At 74.7% G+C, this 24072-nt stretch carries 20 protein-coding genes and 1 riboswitch; of the genes, 17 read left to right on the forward strand and 3 right to left on the reverse strand.

Annotated elements, in window-relative coordinates; genetic code table 11:
- Positions 1-11 precede the first annotated feature (11 nt).
- The 12 genes from CP974_RS26815 (at position 12) to CP974_RS29830 (ending at position 13252) form a co-directional block, all read left to right on the forward strand.
- Positions 12-941, forward strand: coding sequence for an ABC transporter permease (locus tag CP974_RS26815; protein WP_031131333.1), 930 nt, complete (start codon positions 12-14; stop codon positions 939-941).
- The gene (locus CP974_RS26820) at positions 934-1734 is read left to right on the forward strand and encodes an ABC transporter ATP-binding protein (protein ID WP_051839360.1); all 801 of its coding nucleotides are present in this window, start codon (positions 934-936) and stop codon (positions 1732-1734) included. The genes CP974_RS26815 and CP974_RS26820 overlap by 8 nt, the downstream gene beginning before the upstream one ends.
- A gap of 482 nt (positions 1735-2216) precedes the next feature.
- Positions 2217-3158, forward strand: coding sequence for a squalene synthase HpnC (gene hpnC / locus CP974_RS26825; RefSeq protein ID WP_031131330.1), 942 nt, complete (start codon positions 2217-2219; stop codon positions 3156-3158).
- Positions 3155-4105, forward strand: a complete 951-nt coding sequence (gene hpnD / locus CP974_RS26830; protein ID WP_031131328.1) for a presqualene diphosphate synthase HpnD — start codon at positions 3155-3157, stop codon at positions 4103-4105. Before hpnC ends, hpnD begins: the two co-directional genes overlap by 4 nt.
- Before the next feature lie 37 nt (positions 4106-4142).
- Positions 4143-5516 carry a hydroxysqualene dehydroxylase HpnE gene (gene hpnE / locus CP974_RS26835; RefSeq protein WP_031131326.1) on the forward strand — a complete coding sequence of 458 codons (1374 nt, stop codon included), beginning with the start codon at positions 4143-4145 and terminating at the stop codon, positions 5514-5516.
- A 38-nt stretch (positions 5517-5554) separates the two neighbouring features.
- Positions 5555-6613: a polyprenyl synthetase family protein gene (locus CP974_RS26840; RefSeq protein WP_031131324.1), complete on the forward strand. Its 1059-nt coding sequence runs from the start codon at positions 5555-5557 to the stop codon at positions 6611-6613.
- Between the two features lie 174 nt (positions 6614-6787).
- Entirely contained in the window at positions 6788-8914 is a 2127-nt protein-coding gene (gene shc, locus CP974_RS26845) for a squalene--hopene cyclase (RefSeq protein ID WP_031131322.1), read from the forward strand.
- Between the two features lie 417 nt (positions 8915-9331).
- The gene (locus CP974_RS26850; protein ID WP_031131319.1) at positions 9332-9979 is read left to right on the forward strand and encodes a phosphorylase family protein; all 648 of its coding nucleotides are present in this window, start codon (positions 9332-9334) and stop codon (positions 9977-9979) included.
- A gap of 5 nt (positions 9980-9984) precedes the next feature.
- On the forward strand, positions 9985-11007 hold the full coding sequence (hpnH, locus tag CP974_RS26855; protein ID WP_031131317.1) for an adenosyl-hopene transferase HpnH: 1023 nt from the start codon (positions 9985-9987) through the stop codon (positions 11005-11007).
- A 13-nt stretch (positions 11008-11020) separates the two neighbouring features.
- Positions 11021-12406: an aspartate aminotransferase family protein gene (locus CP974_RS26860; RefSeq protein WP_031131315.1), complete on the forward strand. Its 1386-nt coding sequence runs from the start codon at positions 11021-11023 to the stop codon at positions 12404-12406.
- A 58-nt stretch (positions 12407-12464) separates the two neighbouring features.
- A complete protein-coding gene (locus CP974_RS26865; protein ID WP_031131313.1) occupies positions 12465-13076 on the forward strand; it encodes an XRE family transcriptional regulator in 612 nt (203 codons plus the stop codon).
- Complete coding sequence (locus CP974_RS29830; protein ID WP_031131311.1) at positions 13073-13252, forward strand: DUF6126 family protein; 180 nt, start codon at positions 13073-13075, stop codon at positions 13250-13252. The genes CP974_RS26865 and CP974_RS29830 overlap by 4 nt, the downstream gene beginning before the upstream one ends.
- 47 nt (positions 13253-13299) lie before the next feature.
- Here CP974_RS29830 and CP974_RS26870 read toward each other — a convergent pair whose 3' ends face one another.
- Positions 13300-14112, reverse strand: a complete 813-nt coding sequence (locus CP974_RS26870; RefSeq protein WP_031131309.1) for a tyrosine-protein phosphatase — start codon at positions 14110-14112, stop codon at positions 13300-13302.
- 937 nt (positions 14113-15049) lie between these two features.
- Positions 15050-15210, forward strand: a riboswitch (cyclic di-AMP (ydaO/yuaA leader).
- Positions 15211-15212: 2 nt separating this feature from the next.
- Here CP974_RS26870 and CP974_RS26875 point away from each other — a divergent pair.
- The 5 genes from CP974_RS26875 (at position 15213) to CP974_RS26895 (ending at position 20754) form a co-directional block, all read left to right on the forward strand.
- Positions 15213-16160 (forward strand): M23 family metallopeptidase, encoded by a 948-nt coding sequence (locus CP974_RS26875; RefSeq protein ID WP_031130018.1) that lies wholly within the window; start codon positions 15213-15215, stop codon positions 16158-16160.
- A gap of 145 nt (positions 16161-16305) precedes the next feature.
- Positions 16306-17100, forward strand: a complete 795-nt coding sequence (locus CP974_RS26880; RefSeq protein ID WP_037937283.1) for an SGNH/GDSL hydrolase family protein — start codon at positions 16306-16308, stop codon at positions 17098-17100.
- 81 nt (positions 17101-17181) lie between these two features.
- A complete protein-coding gene (locus CP974_RS26885; protein ID WP_031130021.1) occupies positions 17182-18381 on the forward strand; it encodes an MBL fold metallo-hydrolase in 1200 nt (399 codons plus the stop codon).
- Positions 18382-18668: 287 nt separating this feature from the next.
- Positions 18669-20042, forward strand: coding sequence for a TrkH family potassium uptake protein (locus CP974_RS26890; RefSeq protein ID WP_051839200.1), 1374 nt, complete (start codon positions 18669-18671; stop codon positions 20040-20042).
- On the forward strand, positions 20035-20754 hold the full coding sequence (locus CP974_RS26895) for a potassium channel family protein (protein WP_031130023.1): 720 nt from the start codon (positions 20035-20037) through the stop codon (positions 20752-20754). The genes CP974_RS26890 and CP974_RS26895 overlap by 8 nt, the downstream gene beginning before the upstream one ends.
- A 25-nt stretch (positions 20755-20779) precedes the next feature.
- On the opposite strand, the gene CP974_RS26900 is transcribed toward CP974_RS26895, so the two are convergent.
- Together CP974_RS26900 and kdpC are read right to left on the reverse strand one after the other, a co-directional pair.
- On the reverse strand, positions 20780-23326 hold the full coding sequence (locus CP974_RS26900) for a sensor histidine kinase (protein WP_031130024.1): 2547 nt from the start codon (positions 23324-23326) through the stop codon (positions 20780-20782).
- A 109-nt stretch (positions 23327-23435) separates the two neighbouring features.
- Positions 23436-24071, reverse strand: a complete 636-nt coding sequence (gene kdpC / locus CP974_RS26905; protein ID WP_031130025.1) for a potassium-transporting ATPase subunit KdpC — start codon at positions 24069-24071, stop codon at positions 23436-23438.
- Position 24072: the final 1 nt, after the last annotated feature.

Raw genomic sequence — 24072 nt, forward strand, 5'->3', positions numbered from 1 at the left:
AGTTTCGACCTGTGAGTGAGACAACCCACGACCGACCGGTCGCCGTGAGTGTCCCGCCCTCGCCCGACGACGGCCTCACGCCGGCGGAGCTGGCGGCCAAGTACGGCCTGTCGGTGAGCGGCGCCCGGCCGGGCCTGGGGGAGTACGTCCGGCAGCTGTGGGGACGGCGCCACTTCATCCTGACGTTCTCCCGGGCGAAGCTCACGGCCCAGTACAGCCAGGCCCGGCTCGGACAGCTCTGGCAGGTGGCCACGCCGCTGCTGAACGCCGCGGTGTACTTCGCGATCTTCGGCCTGATCCTGGAGGCCGGCCGGGGCATGGACAAGAAGGTCTACGTCCCGTTCCTGGTGACGGGCGTCTTCGTGTTCATGTTCACGCAGACCTCGGTCATGTCGGGCGTGAAGTCCATCTCGGGCAACCTGGGGCTGGTGCGGGCGCTGCACTTCCCGCGCGCCGCGCTCCCCATCTCCTTCGCCCTCCAGCAGTTGCAGCAGCTGCTGTACTCGATGCTGGTGCTGTTCGTGATCGTGGCGATCTTCGGCAGCTACCCGTCCCTGGCGTGGCTGCTGATCGTGCCGGCCCTGGCGCTGCAGTTCACGTTCAACACCGGCCTCGCCATGATCATGGCGCGGATGGGCAGCAAGACCCCGGACCTGGCGCAGCTCATGCCCTTCATCATGCGGACGTGGATGTACGCCTCGGGCGTGATGTTCTCCATCCCGATCATGCTGAAGGACAAGCCGGCGTGGATCGCCGACGTCCTGATGTACAACCCGGCGGCGATCTACATGGACCTGATCCGCTTCGCGCTGATCGACGGCTACACCTCCGAGAACCTGCCCGACCACGTCTGGCTCGCCGCGGTGCTGTGGGCGGTCGTCGTCGGCGTCGCCGGGTTCGTGTACTTCTGGAAGGCTGAGGAGCGGTACGGCCGTGGCTGACGACATCGACGGCGCCCGCCCCGCCGGCCCCCGCATCCCCACCGTCATCGCCGACGACGTGCACATCGTGTACCGCGTCAACGGCGGCTCCGCGGGCAAGGGGAGCGCCACGGCGGCGCTCAGCCGCATCCTCCGCCGCGACAAGGGGGAGAGCCGCGGGGTGCGCAAGGTCCACGCGGTGCGCGGCGTGTCCTTCACCGCGTACCGGGGCGAGGCGATCGGCCTCATCGGCACCAACGGCTCCGGCAAGTCGACGCTGCTGCGCGCCATCGCCGGCCTGCTGCCCACCGAGCGCGGCCGCGTCTACACCGACGGCCAGCCCTCCCTCCTCGGCGTCAACGCGGCGCTGATGGGCGACCTGACCGGCGAGCGCAACGTCATCCTCGGCGGCCTCGCCATGGGCATGTCCCGCGAGGAGATCAGGGAGCGCTACCAGTCCATCGTCGACTTCTCCGGGATCAACGAGAAGGGCGACTTCATCACCCTGCCCATGCGGACGTACTCCTCCGGCATGGGCGCCCGCCTCCGCTTCGCCATCGCCGCGGCCAAGGACCACGACGTCCTGATGATCGACGAGGCGCTGGCGACGGGCGACCGCAAGTTCCAGATCCGCTCCGAGGAGCGCATCCGGGAGCTGCGCAAGGAGGCCGGCACGGTCTTCCTGGTGAGCCACAGCAACAAGTCCATCCGCGACACCTGCGACCGGGTGCTGTGGCTGGAGAAGGGCGAGCTGCTGATGGACGGACCGACCGACGAGGTGCTGCGCGCCTACGAGAAGGAGACGGGCCGCTGAGGCACCCGCCACCCCCGAGGGGCCCCGCCCGGACCGCCGGCACGGGGCCCCTCGCGGGTAAGGGGAGCGGCGGCTCGCCCCCCTGGGAAGGGGCGGCCGCCACCTGGCGCGAGTGGACCCGGAGGGGCGCGGGTGCCGGCCTCGGCAGGGAGGCCACCTGTCCCCTGGGAGGGGGCGGCCGCGCACCCGGTGCGCGAGTGGAGCCGGAGGGGCGCGCGCTCACGGCGCCCCGGAGGCGGAACGAGCCGAAGAAGATCCACCCGCGGGCGACCGCGTAAGCTGTAGCGGTTCGTTTCAGGCCACATGCGGTGGCCGCTCAGGGATCCGGCGGCGTGTCCGAAATAGGATGTTTTGCGTCCGGAGTGTAGAACGGGAGACGTGACGGCCATGACGGAGAACCCCCGGCTGACCCCAGGGTGCCGGCTGAACGGAGGTCCCGCCGTCCCCGTGCCGAGCGGCCTTCGGCGACGGGTGTCCGGCAGGTGACCCCCGACGCGCCCGCGCGTACCACCCTGGACAAGGCCGCGGACGAGAACTTCCCCGTGGCCCCCTTCTTCCTGCCGCGCGCCTGGCGCGCCGACCTGATGGCCGTCTACGGCTTCGCCCGGCTCGTGGACGACATCGGCGACGGCGACCTCGCCCCCGGCGGCGCCGACGCCCGCCTCCTCGGCGCCCGCCCCGGCGACGGCCCGCACGCGCTGCTCGACGCGCTCGAGACCGACCTGTCCCGCGTCTTCGACGACGCACCCGCCACGCCCGCCGCACCCGCCACGCCCGCCGCACCCGGCGCGTCCGAGGCCCCCGCCCACCCGCTGCTCGCGGCCCTGCGGCCCACCGTCCGCCGCCACGCGCTCGGCCCCGCGCCGTTCCGGGCGCTCATCGAGGCCAACCGCCAGGACCAGCGCGTCCGCCGCTACGCCACCCACGACGACCTCCTCGCCTACTGCGAGCTGTCCGCCAACCCCGTCGGCCGCCTGGTCCTCGCCATCAGCGGCACCTCCACCCCCGAACGGATCCGGCACTCCGACCGGATCTGCACCGCGCTCCAGATCGTCGAGCACCTCCAGGACGTCGCCGAGGACCTCCGGCGCGACCGGATCTACCTGCCCGCCGAGGACATGGCCCGCTTCCACGTCACCGAGGCCGACCTGGCCGCCCCCACCGCCAACGCCTCCGTGCGGGCCCTCGTCGCGTACGAGGCGCGGCGCGCCCGCGACCTGCTCGACGAGGGCGCCCCCCTCGTCCGCAGCGTCCAGGGCAGGCTCCGGCTCCTCCTCACCGGCTTCGTCGCGGGCGGCCACGCCGCCCTCGACGCCCTGCGGGCCGCCCGGTACGACGTACTCCCAGGACCGCCCCGGGCCTCCGGGCACCGCCTGCTCCGCCGCGCCGGAGCGGTGTGGCGAGCAGCGCGCGGGGAGGGGTGAGCAGGACCGTGGACACGACGACGCCCACGCCGCCGCCGGTCGAGGCGGCGTACCGCTACTGCGAGGCCGTCACGGCGGGGCAGGCCCGGAACTTCGCCTACGGCATCCGGCTCCTGCCCACCGCGAAGCGCCAGGCCATGTCGGCGCTGTACGCCTTCTCCCGGCGCGTGGACGACATCGGCGACGGCACCCTCGGGCCCGACGCCAAGCGGCGCCGCCTGGAGACCGCCCGCGACACGCTGGACCGCGTCCGCCGCGGCGCCGTGGCCGAGGACGACACCGACCCGGTGGCCGTCGCCCTCGCCGACTCGGCCCGCCGCTTCCCGCTGCCGCTGGGGGGCCTGGACGAGCTGATCGACGGCGTCCTGATGGACGTGCGCGGCCGCACGTACGAGACCTGGGACGACCTGAGGACGTACTGCCGCTGCGTCGCCGGCGCCATCGGGCGGCTCTCCCTCGGCGTCTTCGGCACGGCCGGGGGAGCGCCCGGTGCCGACCGCGCCCCGCACTACGCCGACACCCTCGGACTCGCGCTCCAGCTCACCAACATCCTGCGCGACCTGCGCGAGGACGCCGCCAACGGCCGCAGCTACCTGCCCGCCGAGGAACTCGACAAGTTCGGCTGCTCCGGCGGCTTCCACAGCGCCACCCCGCCCCCGGGCGCCGACTTCACCGGCCTCGTCCACCACGAGGTGCGCCGCGCCCGCGCCCTCTTCGCCGAGGGCTACCGGCTGCTGCCCCTGCTGGACCGCCGCAGCGGCGCGTGCGTCGCCGCCATGGCCGGGATCTACCGCCGCCTCCTCGACCGCATCGAGCGCGACCCCCTTGCCGTCCTGCGCGGCCGCGTCTCGCTGCCCGGCGCGGAGAAGGCGTACGTCGCCGTGCGCGGCCTGTCCGGACTCGACACCCGCACGGTCACCCGCCGCACCGAAAGGACCCGCCCGTGAGCCCTCGCCCGCACCGCGGCCGCCCCGGAGGGCCCGCGTGACCGGCCGGCACGCCGTCGTCGTGGGCGGCGGCCTCGCCGGGGTCACCGCCGCCCTGCGCCTCGCCGACGCCGGAGTGCGGGTCACCCTGCTGGAGGGCCGCCCCCGCCTGGGCGGCCTGGCGTTCTCCTTCCGGCGCGGCGACCTGACCGTCGACAACGGCCAGCACGTGTACCTGCGCTGCTGCGCCGCGTACCGCTGGTTCCTCGACCGCGTCGGCGGCGCGGACCTCGCGCCCGTCCAGGACCGCCTCGACGTGCCCGTCCTGGACGTCGGCGGCCCGCGCGGCCCCCGCCTCGGCCGGCTGCGCCGCACTGCCCTGCCCGTCCCCCTCCACCTGGCCGCCAGCCTCGCCGCGTACCCGCACCTCTCGGTCGCCGAGCGGCTCGCGGCCGGCCGGGCCGCCCTCGCCCTGAGGTCCCTCGACCCGGCCGACCCGGCCCTGGACGACGCCGACTTCGCCGGGTGGCTCGCCCGCCACGGCCAGTCGCGCCGCGCCGTCCAGGCCCTGTGGGACCTCGTCGGCGTCGCCACCCTCAACGCCACCGCCGCCCAGACCTCCCTGGGCCTGGCCGCCATGGTGTTCCGCACCGGACTGCTCTCCGCCCCCGGCGCCGCCGACATCGGCTGGGCCCGCGTCCCGCTCGGCCACCTCCACGACACCCTCGCCCGCGAGGCGCTCGAAGCCCGCGGCGTGCGCGTCCTCGTCCGCACCAGGGTCAGCGCCGTCACCCCCGCCGACGGCGGCCGCTGGGTCGTCGACGTGCCCGGCGACAGCCTCGACGCCGACACGGTCGTCCTCGCCGTACCGCAGCGCGAGACCCACGACCTGCTCCCGCCCGGCGCCCTCGACACACCCGGTGACCTCCTGAGGATCGGCACCGCGCCGATCCTCAACGTCCACGTGCTGTACGACCGCCCGGTCCTGCGCCGCCCGTTCTTCGCCGCCCTCGGGTCGCCCGTCCAGTGGGTCTTCGACCGCACCGAGGCGTCCGGCATGTCCGGGCCCGGCCAGTACCTCGCCGTGTCGCAGTCGGCGGCCCAGGCCGAGATCGATGCTCCCGTCGCCGAACTGCGCGCCCGCTACCTGCCCGAGCTGGAGCGGCTGCTGCCGCCCGCGCGGCACGCCCGCGTGACCGACTTCTTCGTGACGAGGGAGCGCACGGCCACCTTCGCACCCGCTCCCGGAGTCGCCCGCCTCCGCCCCGGCGCCCGAACTCGCCTGCCCGGCCTGTATCTTGCGGGCGCGTGGACCGCCACAGGCTGGCCCGCGACCATGGAAGGGGCGGTACGCAGCGGTTTCACCGCGGCGGCCGCCGCTCTCTCGGCCCTCGGCCGCCCCCACGTACATCCGCTCGAGGAGGCGGCATGAGACCGAGTACAGGAAACAGAGGAGAGACCGTGCCGACAGTGCCCCCGGCGAACCCCGCCGTCGACGCAGCGGAGGTCGCCGCGCTGCTGGACCGCGGGCGGACCCTGTCCACCCCCGTGCTCCGCGCGGCGGTGGACCGGCTGGCGAAGCCCATGGACACCGTCGCCGCCTACCACTTCGGCTGGATCGACGCCCTCGGGCGGCCCGCCGACGGGGACGGCGGCAAGGCCGTCCGACCGGCCCTCGCGCTGCTGTCCGCCGAGGCGGCGGGCGCCCCGCCGGAGACCGGGATCCCCGGCGCCGTCGCCGTCGAGCTCGTGCACAACTTCTCGCTGCTCCACGACGACCTGATGGACGGCGACGAGCAGCGCCGCCACCGCGACACGGTATGGAAGGTGCACGGTCCCGCCCAGGCCATCCTCGTCGGCGACGCGCTGTTCGCCCTCGCGGGCGAGGTCCTGCTGGAGCTCGGCACCGTCGAGGCCGGGCGCGCCACCCGCAGGCTGACCGTCGCCACGCGGAAGCTGATCGACGGCCAGGCCCAGGACATCTCGTACGAGCACCGCGAGCGGGTCACCGTCGAGGAGTGCCTGGAGATGGAGGGCAACAAGACCGGCGCCCTGCTCGCCTGCTCCGCCTCCATCGGCGCCGTACTCGGCGGCGCCGACGACGCCACCGCCGACGCCCTGGAGGCGTACGGCCACCACCTCGGCCTCGCCTTCCAGGCCGTCGACGACCTGCTGGGCATCTGGGGCGACCCGGAGGCGACCGGCAAGCAGACCTGGAGCGACCTGCGCCAGCGCAAGAAGTCCCTGCCGGTCGTCGCCGCGCTGGCCGCCGGCGGCCCCGCCTCCGAGCGGCTGGGCGAGCTGCTGACCGCCGACGCCAAGAGCCAGGACCTCGACGCCTTCTCCGAGGAGGAGTTCGCCACCCGCGCCGCCCTCATCGAGGAGGCCGGCGGCCGGGACTGGACCGCCCAGGAGGCCCGCAGGCAGCACGCGGTGGCCATCGGGGCGCTGGACCGCGTCGACATGCCGCCCCGCGTCCGGGCGCAGCTCACGGCGCTCGCCGACTTCGTGGTCGTACGGAAGCGATGACCGCCCCCCGCGCCCTGAGCGGGCCCGGAGCCCCCGCAGGCTCCGGGCCGAGGAGTCCGCTCCGGCACATATGACGTCGCGGTCGCCGGCCGGTGCCGTACGCCACGCGCGCGTACGGCACCGGCCGACGGCATACCCGAGGCAGCAGCACGTCCACTGCACGAAGGGGAAGCCATGACAGCGACGACCGACGGAAGCGCCGGGAGCACGGGCCCCGCCCCGGCCCCGGCCGACGAACTCCACCGCACCTCCGGCGGTTCCACCGCCACCGCCACCGCCACCGCCGAACCCGCCACCGCCGTCCCGCCCGCGGAGCCCGCCCCGGCCGCCGCGCACGCCGCCCAGGCCACCGCGCTCACCGGCCCCGCCGCCCCGGCCGCGCCCGCCCCCGCCCCCAGCGGGGCGGACCTCCTCGCCGCCGCCGAGACCGCGATGCGGCGCTCCGTCGACCACCTGCTCGCCCGGCAGGACGCCGAGGGGTGGTGGAAGGGCGACCTGGAGACCAACGTCACCATGGACGCCGAGGACCTGCTGCTCCGCCAGTTCCTCGGCATCCGCGACGATGCCACCACCGAGGCCGCCGCCCTCTTCATCCGCGGCGAGCAGCGCGGGGACGGCACCTGGGCCACCTTCCACGGCGGGCCGGGCGACCTGAACGCCACCGTCGAGGCGTACGTGGCGCTCCGCCTCGCCGGGGACCCGCCCGACGCGCCGCACATGGCCCGCGCCGCCGCCTGGGTGCGCGAGCGCGGCGGCATCGCGGCGACCCGCGTCTTCACCCGGATCTGGCTGGCCCTCTTCGGCTGGTGGAAGTGGGACGACCTGCCCGAGCTGCCACCCGAGATGATCTACCTGCCGCCCTGGTTCCCGCTGAACATCCACGACTTCGGCCAGTGGGCCCGGCAGACGATCGTCCCCCTCACCATCGTCTCGGCGAAGCGGCCCGTCCGCCCCGCGCCGTTCGCCCTGGACGAGCTGCACACCGACCCGCGCCGCCCCTGCCCGCCGCGCCCCCTGGCCCCCGCGGGCACCTGGGACGGGCTGTTCCAGCGCCTCGACCGGGCGCTGCGCCACTACCGGCGGTTCGCGCCGCGCCCCCTGCGCCGCGCCGCGATGAACGCCGCCGCCCGCTGGATCGTGGAGCGGCAGGAGAACGACGGCTGCTGGGGCGGCATCCAGCCCCCGGCCGTCTACTCGCTGATCGCCCTGCACCTCCTCGGCTACGACCTCGGGCACCCCGTCATGCGCGCCGGGCTCGCCTCCCTCGACCGCTTCGCCGTCCACCGCGAGGACGGGGCCCGCATGGTCGAGGCGTGCCAGTCGCCCGTCTGGGACACCTGCCTCGCCGCCATCGCCCTCGCCGACGCCGGGCTCCCGCCCGACCACCCCGCCCTCGTCCGGGCCGCCGACTGGCTCCTCGCCGAGCAGGTCGTGCGCCCCGGCGACTGGGCGGTACGGCGCCCCGGCCTGCCGCCGGGGGGCTGGGCGTTCGAGTTCCACAACGACACCTACCCCGACATCGACGACACCGCCGAGGTCCTCCTCGCCCTGCGCCGGGTCCGCCACCCCGACCCGGCGCGGGTCGACGCGGCCGTCCGGCGCGGCGTCCGCTGGACCCTCGGCATGCAGAGCGGCGACGGGGCCTGGGGCGCCTTCGACGCCGACAACACCAGCCGGCTCCCGAACCGGCTGCCGTTCTGCGACTTCGGCGAGGTCGTGGACCCGCCGTCCGCCGACGTCACCGCCCATGTGGTGGAGATGCTCGCCCACGAGGGCCTGGCCGCGGACCCGCGCACCCGCCGGGGCGTCGCCTGGCTGCTCGCCGAACAGGAGCCGCGCGGCTCCTGGTTCGGCCGCTGGGGCGTGAACCACGTGTACGGGACGGGCTCCGTGGTGCCCGCGCTCACCGCCGCCGGACTGCCCCGCAGCCATCCGGCGATCCGGCGGGCCGCGGCCTGGCTGGTGTCCGTGCAGAACGAGGACGGCGGCTGGGGCGAGGACCTGCGCTCGTACCGCGAGGAGGAGTGGATCGGCCGGGGCGCCTCCACCGCGTCCCAGACCGCGTGGGCGCTCCTCGCGCTGCTCGCCGCGGGGGAGCGGGAGTCCGCCGCCGTGGCGCGCGGCGTGGCGTGGCTGGCCGCGACGCAGCGGGCGGACGGCTCCTGGGACGAGCCGTACTTCACGGGCACGGGCTTCCCGTGGGACTTCTCCATCAACTACCACCTGTACCGGCAGGTGTTCCCGCTCACCGCGCTGGGCCGGTACGTCCACGGGGAACCGGCCGTCGGCAAGGGGCGCTGAGTGGCCGGGGAGCCGGACCCGCGCCGGGCACCGGAGGCGGGCGACGGACCGGGCCCGGCGCGGGCCGCCTCCGCGGGACCCGGCCCGCGCGCTGAGCGGGGCGCCGAACCGCGCCGTGCGCCGGGCTCCCGGCCCGTGGCCCGGCCCGGCACCGGGACGCCCCGCGAGCCGGTGCCCGGCTCCGGCGCGGGATGCGCGGCGCGCCCCGCGCGGGGCCCGGCGCCGGACCTCGGGCCGGTGCGGGCACAGGAGCCCCCACAGCGCCCCGCCCCGGGCGCCCCGCCGTCGGCCCGGTCCGGAGCCGGCACGCCCCCGCGGCCCCGGCCGGGCGCGAGGACGGAGCCCCAGCCGGGGGCGGGGCCCTTGCCGGCCTCGGATCCGGAGTCCGGGACGGCCTCGGATCCGGAGTCCGGGACGGTGCGGCCGCCGGAGGCGCTGCTGGTCGCCTGCGCGCTCGGCATCGAGCACCTGGCCCTGCGCAGCAGCCGGGCGGCGGGTCCGGGCGCGGGCGCCGGGGCGGGCCCGGTGACGCTGCTGCGCACCGGCATGGGCCCCGAGCAGGCCCGCCGGGCGGTGTCCGCGGCCCTGCGGTCCGAGCCGCTGCGCACCGCCGCCGTGATCGCCTCCGGCTTCTGCGCCGGCCTCGCCCCCGGCATGCACCCGGGAGACCTGGTCGTCGCCGACGAGACGCGCGGCCCGCACGGCACCACGCCCTGCACGGCCACGGACGCGCTGGTCGCGGCCCTGGCGCGGGCGCTGCCCGGCCGCACGGTCCACACCGGCCCGCTGACCGGCTCCGACCACGTCGTCCGCGGCCCCGAGCGGGCCGCCCTGCGGGCCACGGGCGCCCTGGCGGTGGACATGGAGTCCGCCGCCACCCTGCACGCGGCCCTCGCGGCGGGCCCCCGGCCCGTTGCCGCCGTCCGGGTGGTCGTGGACGCCCCGGAGCACGAGCTGGTCCGGATCGGCACGGTACGCGGGGGAATATCAGCCTTCCGTGTCCTTCGTGCCGTCCTCCCCGCGTTCCTCGAATGGCACCGTTCCTTGCTGCTCCCCAGGAGGTGAGCCAGATGGCCATGCCGCTCCGCCAGACCGTCCGGGTCGGGACCTATCTGCTCCGGCAGAAGCTCCGCGGGCGTGAGAAGTTCCCCCTCATCGTCGAACTGGAGCCCCTCTACGCCTGCAACCTCGCCTGCGAGGGCTGCGGGAAGATCCAGCACCCGGCCGGTGTGCTGAAGCAGCGCATGCCCGTGGCCCAGGCGGTCGGAGCGGTCCTGGAGTCCGGCGCCCCCATGGTCTCCATCGCCGGCGGCGAACCGCTGATGCACCCCCGGATCGCCGAGATCACCCGCCAGCTCGTCGCCCGCCGCAAGTACGTCTTCCTCTGCACCAACGCCCTGCTGCTCCGCAAGAAGCTCCACGAGTTCACGCCCTCCCGCTATTTCGCGTTCGCCGTCCACATCGACGGCCTGCGGGAAAGGCACGACGAATCCGTCGCCAAGGAAGGGGTCTTCGACGAGGCCGTGGCAGCGATCAAGGAGGCGCAGCGCCGGGGATTCCGCGTCACCACCAATTCCACCTTCTTCAACACCGACACACCGCAGACCGTCATCGAGGTACTGGACTACCTCAACGACGACCTGCGGGTGGACGAAATGATGATCTCGCCCGCGTACGCCTACGAGAAGGCCCCCGACCAGGAGCACTTCCTCGGCGTGGAGCAGACCCGCGAACTGTTCCGGAAGGCGTTCGCCGGCGGCAACCGGCGGCGCTGGCGCCTCAACCACTCGCCGCTCTTCCTCGACTTCCTGGAGGGCCGGGCCGACTTCCCCTGCACCGCCTGGGCCATCCCCAACTACAGCCTCTTCGGCTGGCAGCGCCCCTGCTACCTGATGAGCGACGGCTACGTCCCCACCTACCGCGAGCTGGTCGAGGAGACCGACTGGGACAAGTACGGCCGCGGCAAGGACCCCCGCTGCGCCAACTGCATGGCCCACTGCGGCTACGAGCCCACCGCGGTCCTCGCCACCATGGGCTCCCTGCGCGAATCCCTGCGCGCCGCCCGGGAGGCCGTCCCCGCCCGGCGCGCCTGACGAGGAGCTGAGCATGACCACCGACTTCGACCTGGGCAAGTTGCTCGCGGACCGCGCCTCCGAGCGGTACGAACTGCACGCCCGGCACCTCAACCACCAACTGCCCCGCATGCTCCACACCATCGGCTTCGACAAGGTGTACGAACGGGCCGAGGGCGCCCGCTTCTGGGACGCGGAGGGCAACGAGTACCTCGACATGCTCGCCGGCTTCGGCGTCATGGGCCTGGGCCGCCACCACCCCGTGGTGCGCCGCGCCCTGCACGACGTACTCGACCTCGACCTGCCCGACCTCACGCGCTTCGACTGCGCGCCGCTGCCCGGCCTCCTCGCCGAGCGGCTGCTCGCCCACTCGCCCCACCTCGACCGGGTCTACTTCGGCAACAGCGGCGCGGAGGCGGTGGAGACCGCCCTCAAGTTCGCCCGCCGCGCCACCGGCCGCCCCCGCGTGCTGTACTGCGCCCACGCCTTCCACGGACTGACCACCGGGGCGCTCTCCGTCAACGGCGAGGACTGCTTCCGCGACGGCTTCGCCCCGCTGCTGCCCGACACCGCCGTCGAGCTGGGCGACCTCGACGCCCTCGACCGGGAGCTGCGGCGCGGCGACGTGGCCGCCCTCATCGTCGAGCCCATCCAGGGTAAGGGGGTCCACGAGGCCCCGCCCGGCTTCCTGAGGGCCGCCCAGGAACTCCTGCACAAGCGGGGCGCCCTGCTCGTCGCCGACGAGGTGCAGACCGGCCTCGGCCGCACCGGGGACTTCTACGCCTACCAGCACGAGGAGGGCGTCGAACCCGACCTGGTGTGCGTCGCCAAGGCCCTGTCCGGCGGCTACGTGCCGGTCAGCGCCACGATCGGCAAGGACTGGATCTTCAAGAAGGTCTACTCGTCCATGGACCGCGTCGTCGTCCACTCGGCCAGCTTCGGGGCGAACGCCCAGGCCATGGCCGCGGGCCTGGCCGTCCTGGCCGTCCTGGAGGACGAGGACGTCGTCGGCAACGCCCGCCGCACCGGCGCCCTCCTGAAGTCCCGGCTCGCCGCGCTCACCGACCGGTACGAGATGCTCCGCGAGGTGCGGGGGCGCGGCCTGATGATCGGCATCGAGTTCGGCAGGCCCTCCTCGCTCGGGCTGCGCGGGCGCTGGACGATGCTGCAGACCGCCCGCCGGGGACTCTTCGCGCAGATGGTGGTCGTCCCGCTGCTCCAGCGGCACCGCATCCTCACCCAGGTCTCCGGCGACCGACTCGAAGTGATCAAGCTCATCCCCCCGCTGGTCATCGGCGAGGCGGACGTCGACCGCTTCGTCACCGCCTTCACCGACGTGATGGACGAGGCGCACTCCGGCGGTGGACTGATCTGGGACTTCGGGCGCACCCTGGTGAAGCAGGCGGTCGCGAACCGCTGACTTTTGCCCCAAGGGCAAGAAGTTTGCCCCTGGGGCAGTTTCCTGGCGCAATGGACGCATGACGAGCGTCGAAGGAGAGCCGGCCGACGGCCTGCCGGACGTCGCGCCCCGGCTGCGGGCCCTGCGCCGCCGCCGCGGTCTGACCCTGGAGGCGGCCGCCCGGCGCGCCGGGCTCTCCCCGGCCCACCTGTCCCGCCTGGAGACCGGCCGCCGCCAGCCGTCGCTGCCGATGCTGCTCGGGCTCGCCCGCGCCTACGGCACGACCGTGTCCGAGCTGCTCGGCGAGGCCGCCCCGGCCACGGACCCGGTGGTCCGCTCCGGCCGCGCCGAGCCGGTCGAGGCGGGCGGCTGGACGTACCACCAGGCGGGCGCGGCCGGCCGGGCCATGCAGGCCCTGCGCGTCGACGTGCCGTACACCGGGCTGCACGACGCGGTCCGGGTCCACCCCGGCGAGGAGTGGCTGTACGTCCTCGCCGGACGCGTACGGCTGACGCTCGGCGAATCCGCGCACGTCCTCGATCCGGGCGACAGCGCCCACTTCGACTCGCTCACCCCGCACCGCATCGCCTCGGCGACCCGGTCCGGCGCCGAGCTGCTGTTCGTCCACACCCTCGTCCAGAGCTCCGCCGCCGACCTGTGCCTCGGTGGCGGTCCCGCCCAGCACCACTGAGCCGAACCGAGAGGTACGCCATGCCCGAGCCGGAGAACCCGCAGCCCATCCCGAGCACCCAGGAGCGGTGGATCAACCGCAACCTGGTCATCCGGCTGTTCGCCTACCTGGTTGCCGGGCACCTGTTCGCGGCCTTCCTCTACCTGCTGTTCATGCTGGGCGGCCAGAACCAGTAGCCGGGCCCGCCCCCGGCCCCGTGCGCGCGGGGGCGCGGCCCCGCGCCTCAGCCGTCGAGGAGGCGGGCGCGCAGCCGCTCGCGGGTGTCCCCGGCCAGGCCGAGCCCGTCGGCCAGGTAGCGCTCGGTGGAGCCCCAGTGCTCCTCGATGGTCGCGTACGCGGTGTGCAGGTACTCGCCGCGCGCGTCGAACAGCGGGCTGAGCAGCTCCATCACCTCGGCGGACATCCCGGCGGGGGACGAGTCGCTGCGGCGCACCCGGTACCGGCGGTGCGGGTCGTTCGACTTCAGGTAGTCGGCCTCGATGGCCTCCCGCTCCACGCCGAGCGCCAGCAGGACCACCGCTATCGACAGGCCGGCGCGGTCCTTGCCCGCCGCGCAGTGCATCAGCGTGGGCACGCTGTCCGAGGCGACGGCGTGCAGGACCCGGCTGTGCTCGGCGGTGCGCTCGGTGATGATCGAGCGGTACGCCGCCCGCATGCGCGCGGCGGCCCGGCCGTCGCCCAGCAGCTCCCGCAGCTGGTCCAGGTCGCCGTTGCGGACCATCGCCCAGAACTCGGCGCCGTCGGCCGGGTCGGTCAGCGGGATGTTGACGTTCCGCACGCCCGGCAGCTCCACGTCCGGGCCTTCCAGGGCCTGGTCGGCGGCGTTGCGGAAGTCGAAGACGGTGTGCAGCCCCAGGGACGCCAGGAAGGCGGCGTCCTCCTCGGTGGCGTGCGCCAGGTGCCCGCTGCGGAACAGCACGCCGGGCCGCACGCGCCGCCCGTCCACCGTCGGCAGCCCGCCCACGTCCCGGAAGTTCCGGACGCCGGACAGCTCCGGCTCGGCGGTCGACGGCATGGGCGGCAGCTGCTGCGTCACGGGTGCTCCTCCGCGTCCGGCGCCGGCGACGTCCGCCGACGGGGTGGCGGTCCGACGATACGACATGGCTCCCCCGTCCACCCCCTCCCCGACCCCTCCGGCCCCCCTCCTGGACCCATCCGCCCCCTCCGGGCCCATCCGCCTCTTCCGGGCCCATCCCCGCCCCCCGCCGTCACGCCCGCCCGCCACCGGCCCCGGCGCGGCCCGCTCCGCCCTCCCGGACCGCGCCCCGGCCACCCGCAAGCCCGGCGGCCCGCTCCCCCGAGCAGCCGGACCCCGGGCGTCCCGGTCGACCCCGTGGAAACGCGTCCGGACCCGGGGCTCGCCGCGCCACCGCGCACCCGCCCGTGCAGCGACCGCCCGGGGCGCCGTGACACCCGGCCCGCCCGTGCCCCTGTGGCACCCGCCCCGCCCCGCCCCGCCCTCCCTCCGCCCGCGGCCTCGGTCGCTGTGTCCCGTGCGGCTCCCGTCCGCGCCACCGGGCCCCACGGGAATGAGGGGAAGGATCCAGGACGCCGACCCCATCGCGTCTCACCAGCCCCGTGCCCCTTCTGTCCCGTTCCAGCCGTCTTCGCGGCAGGGACCGGAGGCGGAGGGGGCGTTGTTCTGCGCCAGTTGAGGTCCCATGGGGTACTAGATGCGCTTCTGGTGCTTCTGTCCGTATTGAGTGTCTACGTCATAACCCGCCCTGGAAACAAGGGAGATGACCCGCGCGCGTGAGCAGCGTCATAACGGTGACGGAACGTGGCCGGCCGCGGCGCCGAAAAACCCTGCCGGGCAAGCGAATTCATGATCCGTAATCCACGGACAGTGACCGCCGCTCTCCGGCCGATTCCCCTCCGTGAAAGCGTCGGCGCAACCTTCCGCTTGTTCCCGTCGTCCCCACTCGTTTACGGTCCCGTTTCAGCCGGGCGGATCGCCGAATCCTGCCGCCGCCCCGGAATTCGCACCCATCCACGTGTGGCAGGAGCGGGGGAACCAGGTAGTTCGCCGTACGGGAATTCCCGCACGGCTCGGGGTGAAGTCGCGCCAACACGCGGCCGGGCATCTCCAGTCCGAACCCGACAGCTCACCTCGCAGGCGCCGGAGAGGAATTCGCCATGCCCGCCAAGGGTAAGCACCGCCGCATCAAGTCCAGCCCGATCACCCGCGGTTTCGTCGCCGCCGGCACGGGCGGCGCCACCATCGCCCTCCCGTTCCTCGGTGCGACCGGCGCGCAGGCCGCCGCCCCCGCCGCCGCCCCGGCCGCCGCCCCCGCGCAGACGGCCGCCGTCGCGACCGTCGCCGAGGCCGGCAAGCCCGCCCCGCGCGTCTACACCGTCGTCGCCGGCGACTACCTGGCGAAAATCGCCCACAACAAGAACGTCAAGGGCGGCTGGAAGAAGCTGTACGCCGACAACCGCGAGGCCATCGGTGACGACCCGTCGCTCATCCACCCGGGCCTGAAGCTCACGCTCGGCGCCAAGGGCGAGGGCCGGAGCAGCGCCCAGTCCGCCCCGCGCACCGCCGACTCCGATGAGGCGCGCGCCTCCCGCTCCGCCGAGACCCCGGCCCGTACCGCGGTCAAGCCCGAGCCCAAGCCCGAGACCCCGGCCCCCGCCCCCGCCGAGAAGGCCGAGGAGCAGGCGCCCGCGCAGAGCGGCTCCGGCTTCACCGCCCCGGTCTCCGCCGGCGTCACCACGCCGTACCGCGCCTCCGGCGCCATGTGGTCCTCCGGCTACCACACCGGCGTCGACTTCGCCGCCTCCTCCGGCACCTCCGTGAAGGCGATCGGCGCGGGCACCGTCGTGTCCGCCGGCTGGAGCGGCGCCTACGGCAACGAGGTCGTCATCAAGCACGCCGACGGCAACTACTCGCAGTACGCCCACCTCTCCTCCCTCTCCGTCTCCGCGGGCCAGTCGGTCGGCGGCGGCCAGCAGATCGGGCTGTCCGGCTCCACCGGCAACTCCTCCGGCCCGCACCTGCACTTCGAGGTCCGCACGGGCCCCGGCTACGGCTCCGACATCGACCCGGTGGCCTACCTCCGCAGCCACGGCGTCAGCATCTGACGCACCCCGCGCGAGCCGTCGCGTCACGCCGCTGCCCGGCACCCTCCCACGGGTGCCGGGCAGCGGCGCGGTGGTGGAAATCACGCCCAGTCAACCCCTCCCTACGGTCGCGTAGGTCACATCCCGCGGAGGATGATGTCTCGCCGTGGCAGACGATTCGACGATGGGGGAGAACGACATGATCGGGTCGTACACGGCGATCGGGGACAGCTTCACCGAGGGCGTCGGGGACCCGGGCCCGGACGGGCGGTTCGTCGGCTGGGCCGACCGCCTCGCGGTCCTGCTCGCCGACCGGCTCCCGGACGACCGGGACTTCCGGTACGCGAACCTCGCGGTACGCGGCAGGCTCCTCGACCAGATCGTCGCCGAGCAGGTGCCCCGCGCCAAGGAGCTCGCACCCGACCTGGTGACCTTCTGCGCGGGCGGCAACGACATCATCCGGCCCGGCAGCGACCCCGACGACGTGGCCGAGCGGTTCGAGCGCGCGGTCGCGGAGCTGAAGGCCGCCATCGGCACGGTCGTGGTGACCACCGGCTTCGACACGCGCGGCGTCCCGGTCCTGCGCCGGCTGCGCGGCAAGATCGCCACGTACAACGGGCACGTCCGCGCCATCGCCGACCGGTACGGCTGCCCCGTGCTCGACCTGTGGTCGCTGCGCACCGTCCAGGACCGCCGCGCCTGGGACGCCGACCGCCTCCACCTGTCGCCGGAGGGCCACACGCGGGTCGCGCTGCGGGCCGCCCAGGTCCTCGGCCTCGACGTGCCGGCCGACCCCGACCAGCCGTGGCCGCCGCTCCCGCCGCGCGGCACCCTGGAGGTGCGGCGCGACGACGTCCAGTGGGCCCGCGAGTACCTGGTGCCGTGGATCGGCCGCCGGCTGCGCGGCGAGAGCTCCGGCGACCGGGTCTCGGCCAAGCGCCCCGACCTCCTGCCCCTGTAGCGCGCGGGGCCGTGCCGGGCGCCGGGTCGCTGTCGTACCCGGCGCCCATAATGGGAGGCACCCGATTCCTCTGGAGGTGCCGTGAGCGGTGTCGATCCCCTCGGCCGGCTGCGCGCCCGCGTCCGCTCGCTGCGTCCGGCCGCCTTCGGCGCGGACGCCACCGGCGAGCGGCTGGCGCGCGTCCGCCGCTCGCCGAACTTCGCCGACGGCTCCTTCCGCAATCCCGGAGCCACCCGGCACCGGCCCTCCGGGTCCGCCGTCGAGTTCGCGAAGACGTACTTCCGCAAGGAGGAGCGCCTGCGCCGCGCCCCCGCCCGGCCGGTGCCCCTCCACCCGGACACCACCGCCGACCTGGCCCGGCCGCCCGCCTCCGGACTGCGCCTGACCTGGGCGGGGCACTCCAGCGTGCTCGCCGAGATCGACGGGGCGCGCATCCTGTTCGACCCCGTGTGGGGCGAGCGCTGCTCCCCCTTCTCGTTCGCCGGACCCCGGCGGCTCCACCCCGTGCCGCTGCCGCTCGCCGCGCTCGGCCCGGTCGACGCCGTCGTGATCTCCCACGACCACTACGACCACCTCGACCTGCCCACCGTCCGCGCCCTGGCCGGCACGGGGACGCTGTTCGCCGTGCCGCTCGGGGTGGGCGCCCACCTGGAGCACTGGGGCGTCGCCCCGTCCCGGCTGCGCGAGCTGGACTGGAACGAGTCGGCCGACGTCAAGGGCATACGCCTCACCGCCACCCCGGCCCGCCACTTCTGCGGGCGCGGCCTGCGCAACCAGCAGCACACGCTCTGGGCGTCCTGGGTCGCCGAGGGCCCCGCGCACCGGATCTACCACAGCGGCGACACGGGCTGGTTCCCCGGCTTCCGCGACATCGGAGCCGCGCACGGCCCGTTCGACGCCACCATGATCCAGATCGGCGCCTACTCGGACTTCTGGCCGGACATCCACATGACGCCCGCCGAAGGAGTGCGCGCCCACCTCGACCTCCAGGGCGGCCGGCCCTCCGGCGTGCTGCTGCCCATCCACTGGGCCACCTTCAACCTGGCCTTCCACGCGTGGGCCGAGCCGGGGGAGTGGACGAAGGACGCGGCCGAGGAGGCCGGCCAGGCGGTGGCGCTCCCGCGGCCGGGGCAGCCGTTCGAGCCGGCGGGGGAGGTGCCGGTGGAGCCGTGGTGGCGGGCGGTGTCGGGCCCGATCGCCCGTCCCTGGCGCCGCCCGCGGGACACCGGGGGCGCGGCCGAGACCAGCAGGGGCGGTCTCGACCTCGCGGGCGAGCGGTGAGGTCGCCCGACCGCGGGCAGGAGGGACGGCCCGACTGCCGGCGCGGACGCCCGTGACGCGCCCGGGCAGCCCGGCTGCCCGGCCTCCCCACCCGGCCGGTCCGGGGGAGGACACCGGGCGGCGCCGTCCGGCGTCCCGGGCGCTCGCGGCAGGGGGCCCGCCCACGCGCGGGGCGGTGTCTCACGCCGCCGCCGGGTCCGGGACACCGGGGTAAGGTGATCGCCGCCGGTTCGTCGACGGGTTCGCGACCTCCGGCTCTGTGGCGGTGAGGTGAGGGAGGCCGGCGGGTGGCGGGGCAGCTGACGAGGGTGCGGCGGTCGCTGTTCGCCGTGCACCCGGCCCGGTCCCTGGTGCTGGCCTTCGCCGCGGTGGTGCTGCTCGGGACGTTCCTTCTGACGCTGCCGGTGTCCTCCGAGAACGGCGGGGCCACAGGGCTCGTGACCGCCCTGTTCACCGCCACCTCGGCGGTGTGCGTGACCGGCCTGGTCGTGGTCGACACCGGGACGTACTGGAGCGGGTTCGGCGAGGGCGTCATCCTCGCGCTGATCCAGGTCGGCGGCTTCGGCATCATGACCATGGCCTCGCTCCTCGCGCTGCTCGTCTCGGGCAGGCTGCGGCTGCGGATGCAGCTGACCGCGGCGGCGGAGACGAAGAGCCTGGGCATCGGCGACGTGCGCCGCGTCCTGCTCGGGGTCGCCGGCACGACGCTCGCCGTGGAGCTCGCCGTGGGGGCCCTGCTCGCGCTGCGCTTCCGGTTCGGCTACGACCGGTCCATCGCCGACTCCGCGTACTCCGGGCTCTTCCACGCCGTCTCGGCCTTCAACAACGCGGGCTTCGGGCTCCACGTGGACAACCTCACCCCGTACGCGCGCGACCCCTGGGTGACGCTCCCCATCGCCCTGGCCGTCATCCTGGGCGGGCTCGGCTTCCCGGTCCTCCTCGAACTCCTGCGGCACCGCACGCGGCGGAGGCTGACCGGGCGGCGCACCTGGTCGCTGCACACCCGGATGACCCTGGCGACCACGGTCGCGCTGCTGCTGACCGGCACGGTGCTCACCTGCCTCCTGGAGTGGACCAACCCCGGGACCCTGGGGCGCTTCGACTGGGGCGGGAAGCTCCTCAACGGGTTCTTCCACTCCGCGATGAGCCGGACCGCCGGCTTCAACGCCGTCGACATCGGCGCGATGGAGGCGTCGACGCTGCTGATGACCTGCACGCTGATGTTCATCGGCGGCGGCAGCGCCGGCACGGCCGGCGGCATCAAGGTGACCACGTTCGCGGTCCTGGCCGCCGCCATCTGGGCGGAGGTGCGGGGCGAGCCGAACTCCACCGTCATGGGCCGGCGTCTGGCCCCGCACGTGCTGCGCCAGGCGCTGACCGTCGCCCTGCTGGCCGTGGGGCTGGTGGTCGCGGCCACGCTCGCCCTGCTGACCGTCTCCCCGGCTCCGATGGAAGCCGTCCTGTTCGAGGCGGTGTCCGCGTTCGGCACCGTCGGTCTGTCCACCGGCATCACGGCCGACTTCCCGGACTCGGGCCGGTTGGTGCTGGTCTTCCTGATGTTCGTCGGCCGGCTCGGTCCGGTCACCCTGGTCTCGGCCCTCGCCCTGCGAGAGCGGACCCGCCGCTACCAACTGCCCGAGGAGCGACCCGTCATTGGCTGACCACCCGCACCCCCTGCGCCGGCGCCGCCGAGGGCGGCTCGCCCAGCACCGCTCCGAGACGGCCGACCAGCGGGTCGCCGTCATCGGCCTGGGCCGGTTCGGCAGCTCCCTGGCCCTGGAGCTGACCCGGCGCGGCTGGGACGTACTCGGCATCGACACCGACCCCGCCCTCGTCCAGCGGCACAGCGACACGCTCACGCACTCCGCGGTCGCCGACTGCACCGACCCCGAGGTGCTGCGGCAGCTCGGGGTGCACGAGTTCACCAGCGCGGTCGTCGGCATCGGCACCGACATGGAGGCCAGCATCCTGATCGCCTCCAACCTCCTGGAGGAGAACGTCCCCAACATCTGGGCCAAGGCGATCAGCCGCCAGCACGGCCAGATCCTGGAGCGGCTCGGCGTCCACCACGTCGTGCTGCCCGAGCACGAGATGGGCGAGCGCGTGGCCCACCTCGTGACGGGGCGGATGCTCGACTTCATCGAGTTCGACGACGACTACGCCCTGGTGAAGACCGTCGCACCCGACAGCATCACCGGCGTACCGCTGAGCGAGAGCGCCGTGCGGTCCAGGCACGGGGTCACGGTCGTCGGCATCAAGCGCCCCGGTGAGGGCTTCACCCACGCGACCGCCGAGACCGTGGTCGCGAAGGGGGACGTCATCATCGTCACCGGCAAGATCCAGGCGGTGGAGGCCTTCGCCGAGGCGGGCTGAGGACGATCCGGCGGGCGGCGACGGCTCAGGCGGCCGGTGCGGCCGGACGCTCCGGCCGCACCGGCCGCCGGTCCGGCGTCCTGGGCAGTGCGATCACCACGGTCAGCCCGCCACCGGGGGTGTCCTCGGCGGTGACGGTGCCGCCCATGGCCTCGACGAACCCGCGGGCGACCGCGAGGCCGAGCCCGGCACCGGCGCCGGGCGGCGCGCCGCCGTACCGCCGGAAGGGGTCGAAGACGGCGTCCTTGGCCTCGTCGGGGAGACCGGGCCCCCGGTCGGCGACGCGCAGCTCCACACGGTCGCCGACCGCGCCGGCGGAGACCAGGACCGGGGTGCCGGACGGGGCGTGCCTGACGGCGTTCCCGACGATGTTGGCCACGGCCCGCTCCAGCAGCCCCCGGTCCACCGTGACCATGGGCAGGGTCTCCGGGATGTCCGACACGACGCCGCCCTCCGGCACGCCGCCCAGCGCCGTCGGCACGACCTCGTCGAGCCCGGTCTCGCGGAGCACCGGTCTGACGGTCCCGGTCTGCAGCCGGGACATGTCGAGCAGGTTCCCGACCAGGTGGTCGAGGCGGTCGGTGCCCTCCTCGATGCCGGCGAGCAGCTCGGCGCGGTCCTCCCGCGACCACTCGACGTCGCCTGCCCGCAGGGAGGTGACGGCGGCCTTGATGCCGGCCAGCGGGGTGCGCAGGTCGTGGCTGACCGCGGCGAGCAGGGCGGTGCGGATCCTGTTGCCCTCGGCGAGCCTGCGGGCCTCGGCGGCCTCACCGACGAGGCGGCGGCGTTCGAGGACGACGGCGGCCTGGGCGGCGAAGGCGCCCAGGACCCGGCGGTCCTCGGCGGGCAGGACCCGGCCGGTCAGGGCCAGGGTCAGACGGTCGCCGACGGGCATGTCGACGTCGGCGTCCTCGGGCCGGGCGACCGGCCGGGCCGTGCCGGCACCGCTCGCACAGGTCCACGGCCCCGCGTCGCCGGCCCGCTCCAGCAGGGCCACGGACTCCATGGCGAACGTCTCCCGCACCCGCTCCAGCAGCGCCTCCAGGCTGGTGTCGCCGCGCAGCACGCTGCCCGCGAGCAGGGACAGGGTCTCGGACTCCGCCCGCAGCCGGGCCGCCTGCCGGGTGCGGCGGGCCGCGAGCCCGACGACCGACGCCACGGCCGCCGCGACCGCGAAGAAGACGAGGACGGTGAAGGCGTTCCCGGGGTCGGTGAAGGTCCATGTGTGGACGGGGGACGTGAAGTACCGGTTCAGGAGCAGCGAGCCGACGGCGGCCGAGGTGAGCGCGGGCCACATGCCGCCCAGCAGCGCCGCCGCGACCGTCACGGCCATGAAGAGCTGCGTCTCGTAGGCCGGCCCCGCACCGCCGCCCGTCGACGCCAGCCCCAGGGTGAGCAGGAGCGGCCCCGCCACGCCGACCAGCCAGCCCGCCGCGAGGCGCGGACCTCCCAGGCGGGTGCGCTGGCGCCGGGGCAGCCCCCGGCCGCGGCCGGCGGCGTCGTGGGTGACGATGTGGACGTCCAGGTCGGGGCCCGACTCGTGGGCCACGGTGGCGCTGACCCCGGGCCCGAGCACGTACTGCCAGGAACGGCGGCGGCTCGCGCCCAGGACGATCTGGGTGGCGTCGACGCCCCGGGCGAACTCGAGCAGGGCCGAGGGGATGTCCTCCCCTTTGACGTGGTGGAACGTTCCGCCGAGGCTCTCCACCAGGCTCCGCTGCACGGCCAGCTCCTTGGGCGAGGCCGAGGCGAGGCCGTCGCTGCGGGAGACGTAGACCGCGAGGACCTGGCCGCCCGCGCCCTTCTCGGCCAACCGGACCGACCGGCGGATCAGGGTCTGGCCCTCGGGGCCGCCGGTGAGGCCGACCACGATCCGCTCCCGGGATCCCCGGATCGCGGAGACCTCCTGCTCCGAGCGGTACCGGTTGAGGTACGCGTCGACCCGGTCGGCCACCCACAGCAGGGCCAGCTCGCGCAGCGCGGTGAGGTTGCCGGGCCGGAAGTAGCGCGACAGGGCGGCGTCGACCTTGTCCGGCCGGTAGATGTTCCCGTGCGCCATCCGCCGCCGCAGTGCCTCCGGCGACATGTCGACCAGCTCGATCTGGTCGGCGCGGCGGACGACCTCGTCGGGGACGGTCTCCTTCTGCCGTACGCCGGTGATCGACTCGACGATGTCGCCGAGGGACTCCAGATGCTGGATGTTCGCCGTCGAGATGACGTCGATCCCGGCCGTCAGCAGTTCCTCGACGTCCTGCCAGCGCTTGGGATGGCGCGAGCCGGGGATGTTGGTGTGCGGGAGCTCGTCCACCAGGGCGACGGCGGGCCGGCGGGCCAGTACGGCGTCGACGTCCATCTCGGTGAAGACGCCGCCCCGGTACGCGATCTCGCGGCGCGGGACCTGCTCCAGGCCGTGCAGCAGCGCCTCCGTACGGGGCCGGCCGTGGTGCTCGACGAAGGCGACCACGCAGTCCGTGCCCCGCTCGACACGGCGGTGGGCCTCGGCGAGCATCGCGTACGTCTTGCCCACTCCCGGAGCCGCGCCGAGGTAGATCCGGAGCCTTCCGCGTCCCATGGGGGTCCTTCGTGTCGAGGCGGATGGGGCCGTGGCCGGCGCGGGCGCCCGCCCCGACGCGGGGCGGGCGCCACCCGGCCTTCCCGGCGGCGGCCCGCCGGCCGGACCGTCAGCGGGCGGCCAGGTCCTCCAGCGCGAGGTTGAGCTTGAGGACGTTGACGTGCGGCTCGCCGAGGAAGCCGGCCGTGCGGCCCTCGGTGTGGTCCTCGACCAGCTTCGCGACCCGCTGCCCGGACAGACCGCGGGCCTCGGCCACCCGCTTGATCTGGATCTCCGCGTACTCCGGGGAGATGTGCGGGTCGATCGCGGAGGCCGAGCCGGTGACCGCGTCCTCGGGGACCTCGGACTCCGGCACGCCGTTGAAGGCGGCCACGGCCTTCCTGGCGTCGCCGACCAGCCTGGTCAGTGTCGGGTCGGACGCGCCGAGCTGGCTGGAGCCGGTGGACAGCGGGTCGTACCCGCTGTCGGAGGGGCGCGGCTGGAACCACTTCGGGTCCGGCCGGGCGGCCTCGGTCGCGTCGTCGGGGTTCCTCCTCGGCAGGTTCCAGGTCTGGCCGATGAGCGCGGAGCCGACCTCCTCGCCCTCCACCTTCACGATCGATCCGTTGGCCTTGTCGTTGAACAGGACCTGGGCGATGCCGGTGACGACGAGCGGATAGACGATCCCGGTCACGACCGTGAGGACGAGCAGCATGCGCAGCGCGGCCCAGACCAGGCGTCCCGTGTTCGCTACGGAGTTGTTCATG

The sequence above is a fragment of the Streptomyces fradiae ATCC 10745 = DSM 40063 genome (assembly GCF_008704425.1).
GTDB lineage: Bacteria > Actinomycetota > Actinomycetes > Streptomycetales > Streptomycetaceae > Streptomyces > Streptomyces fradiae.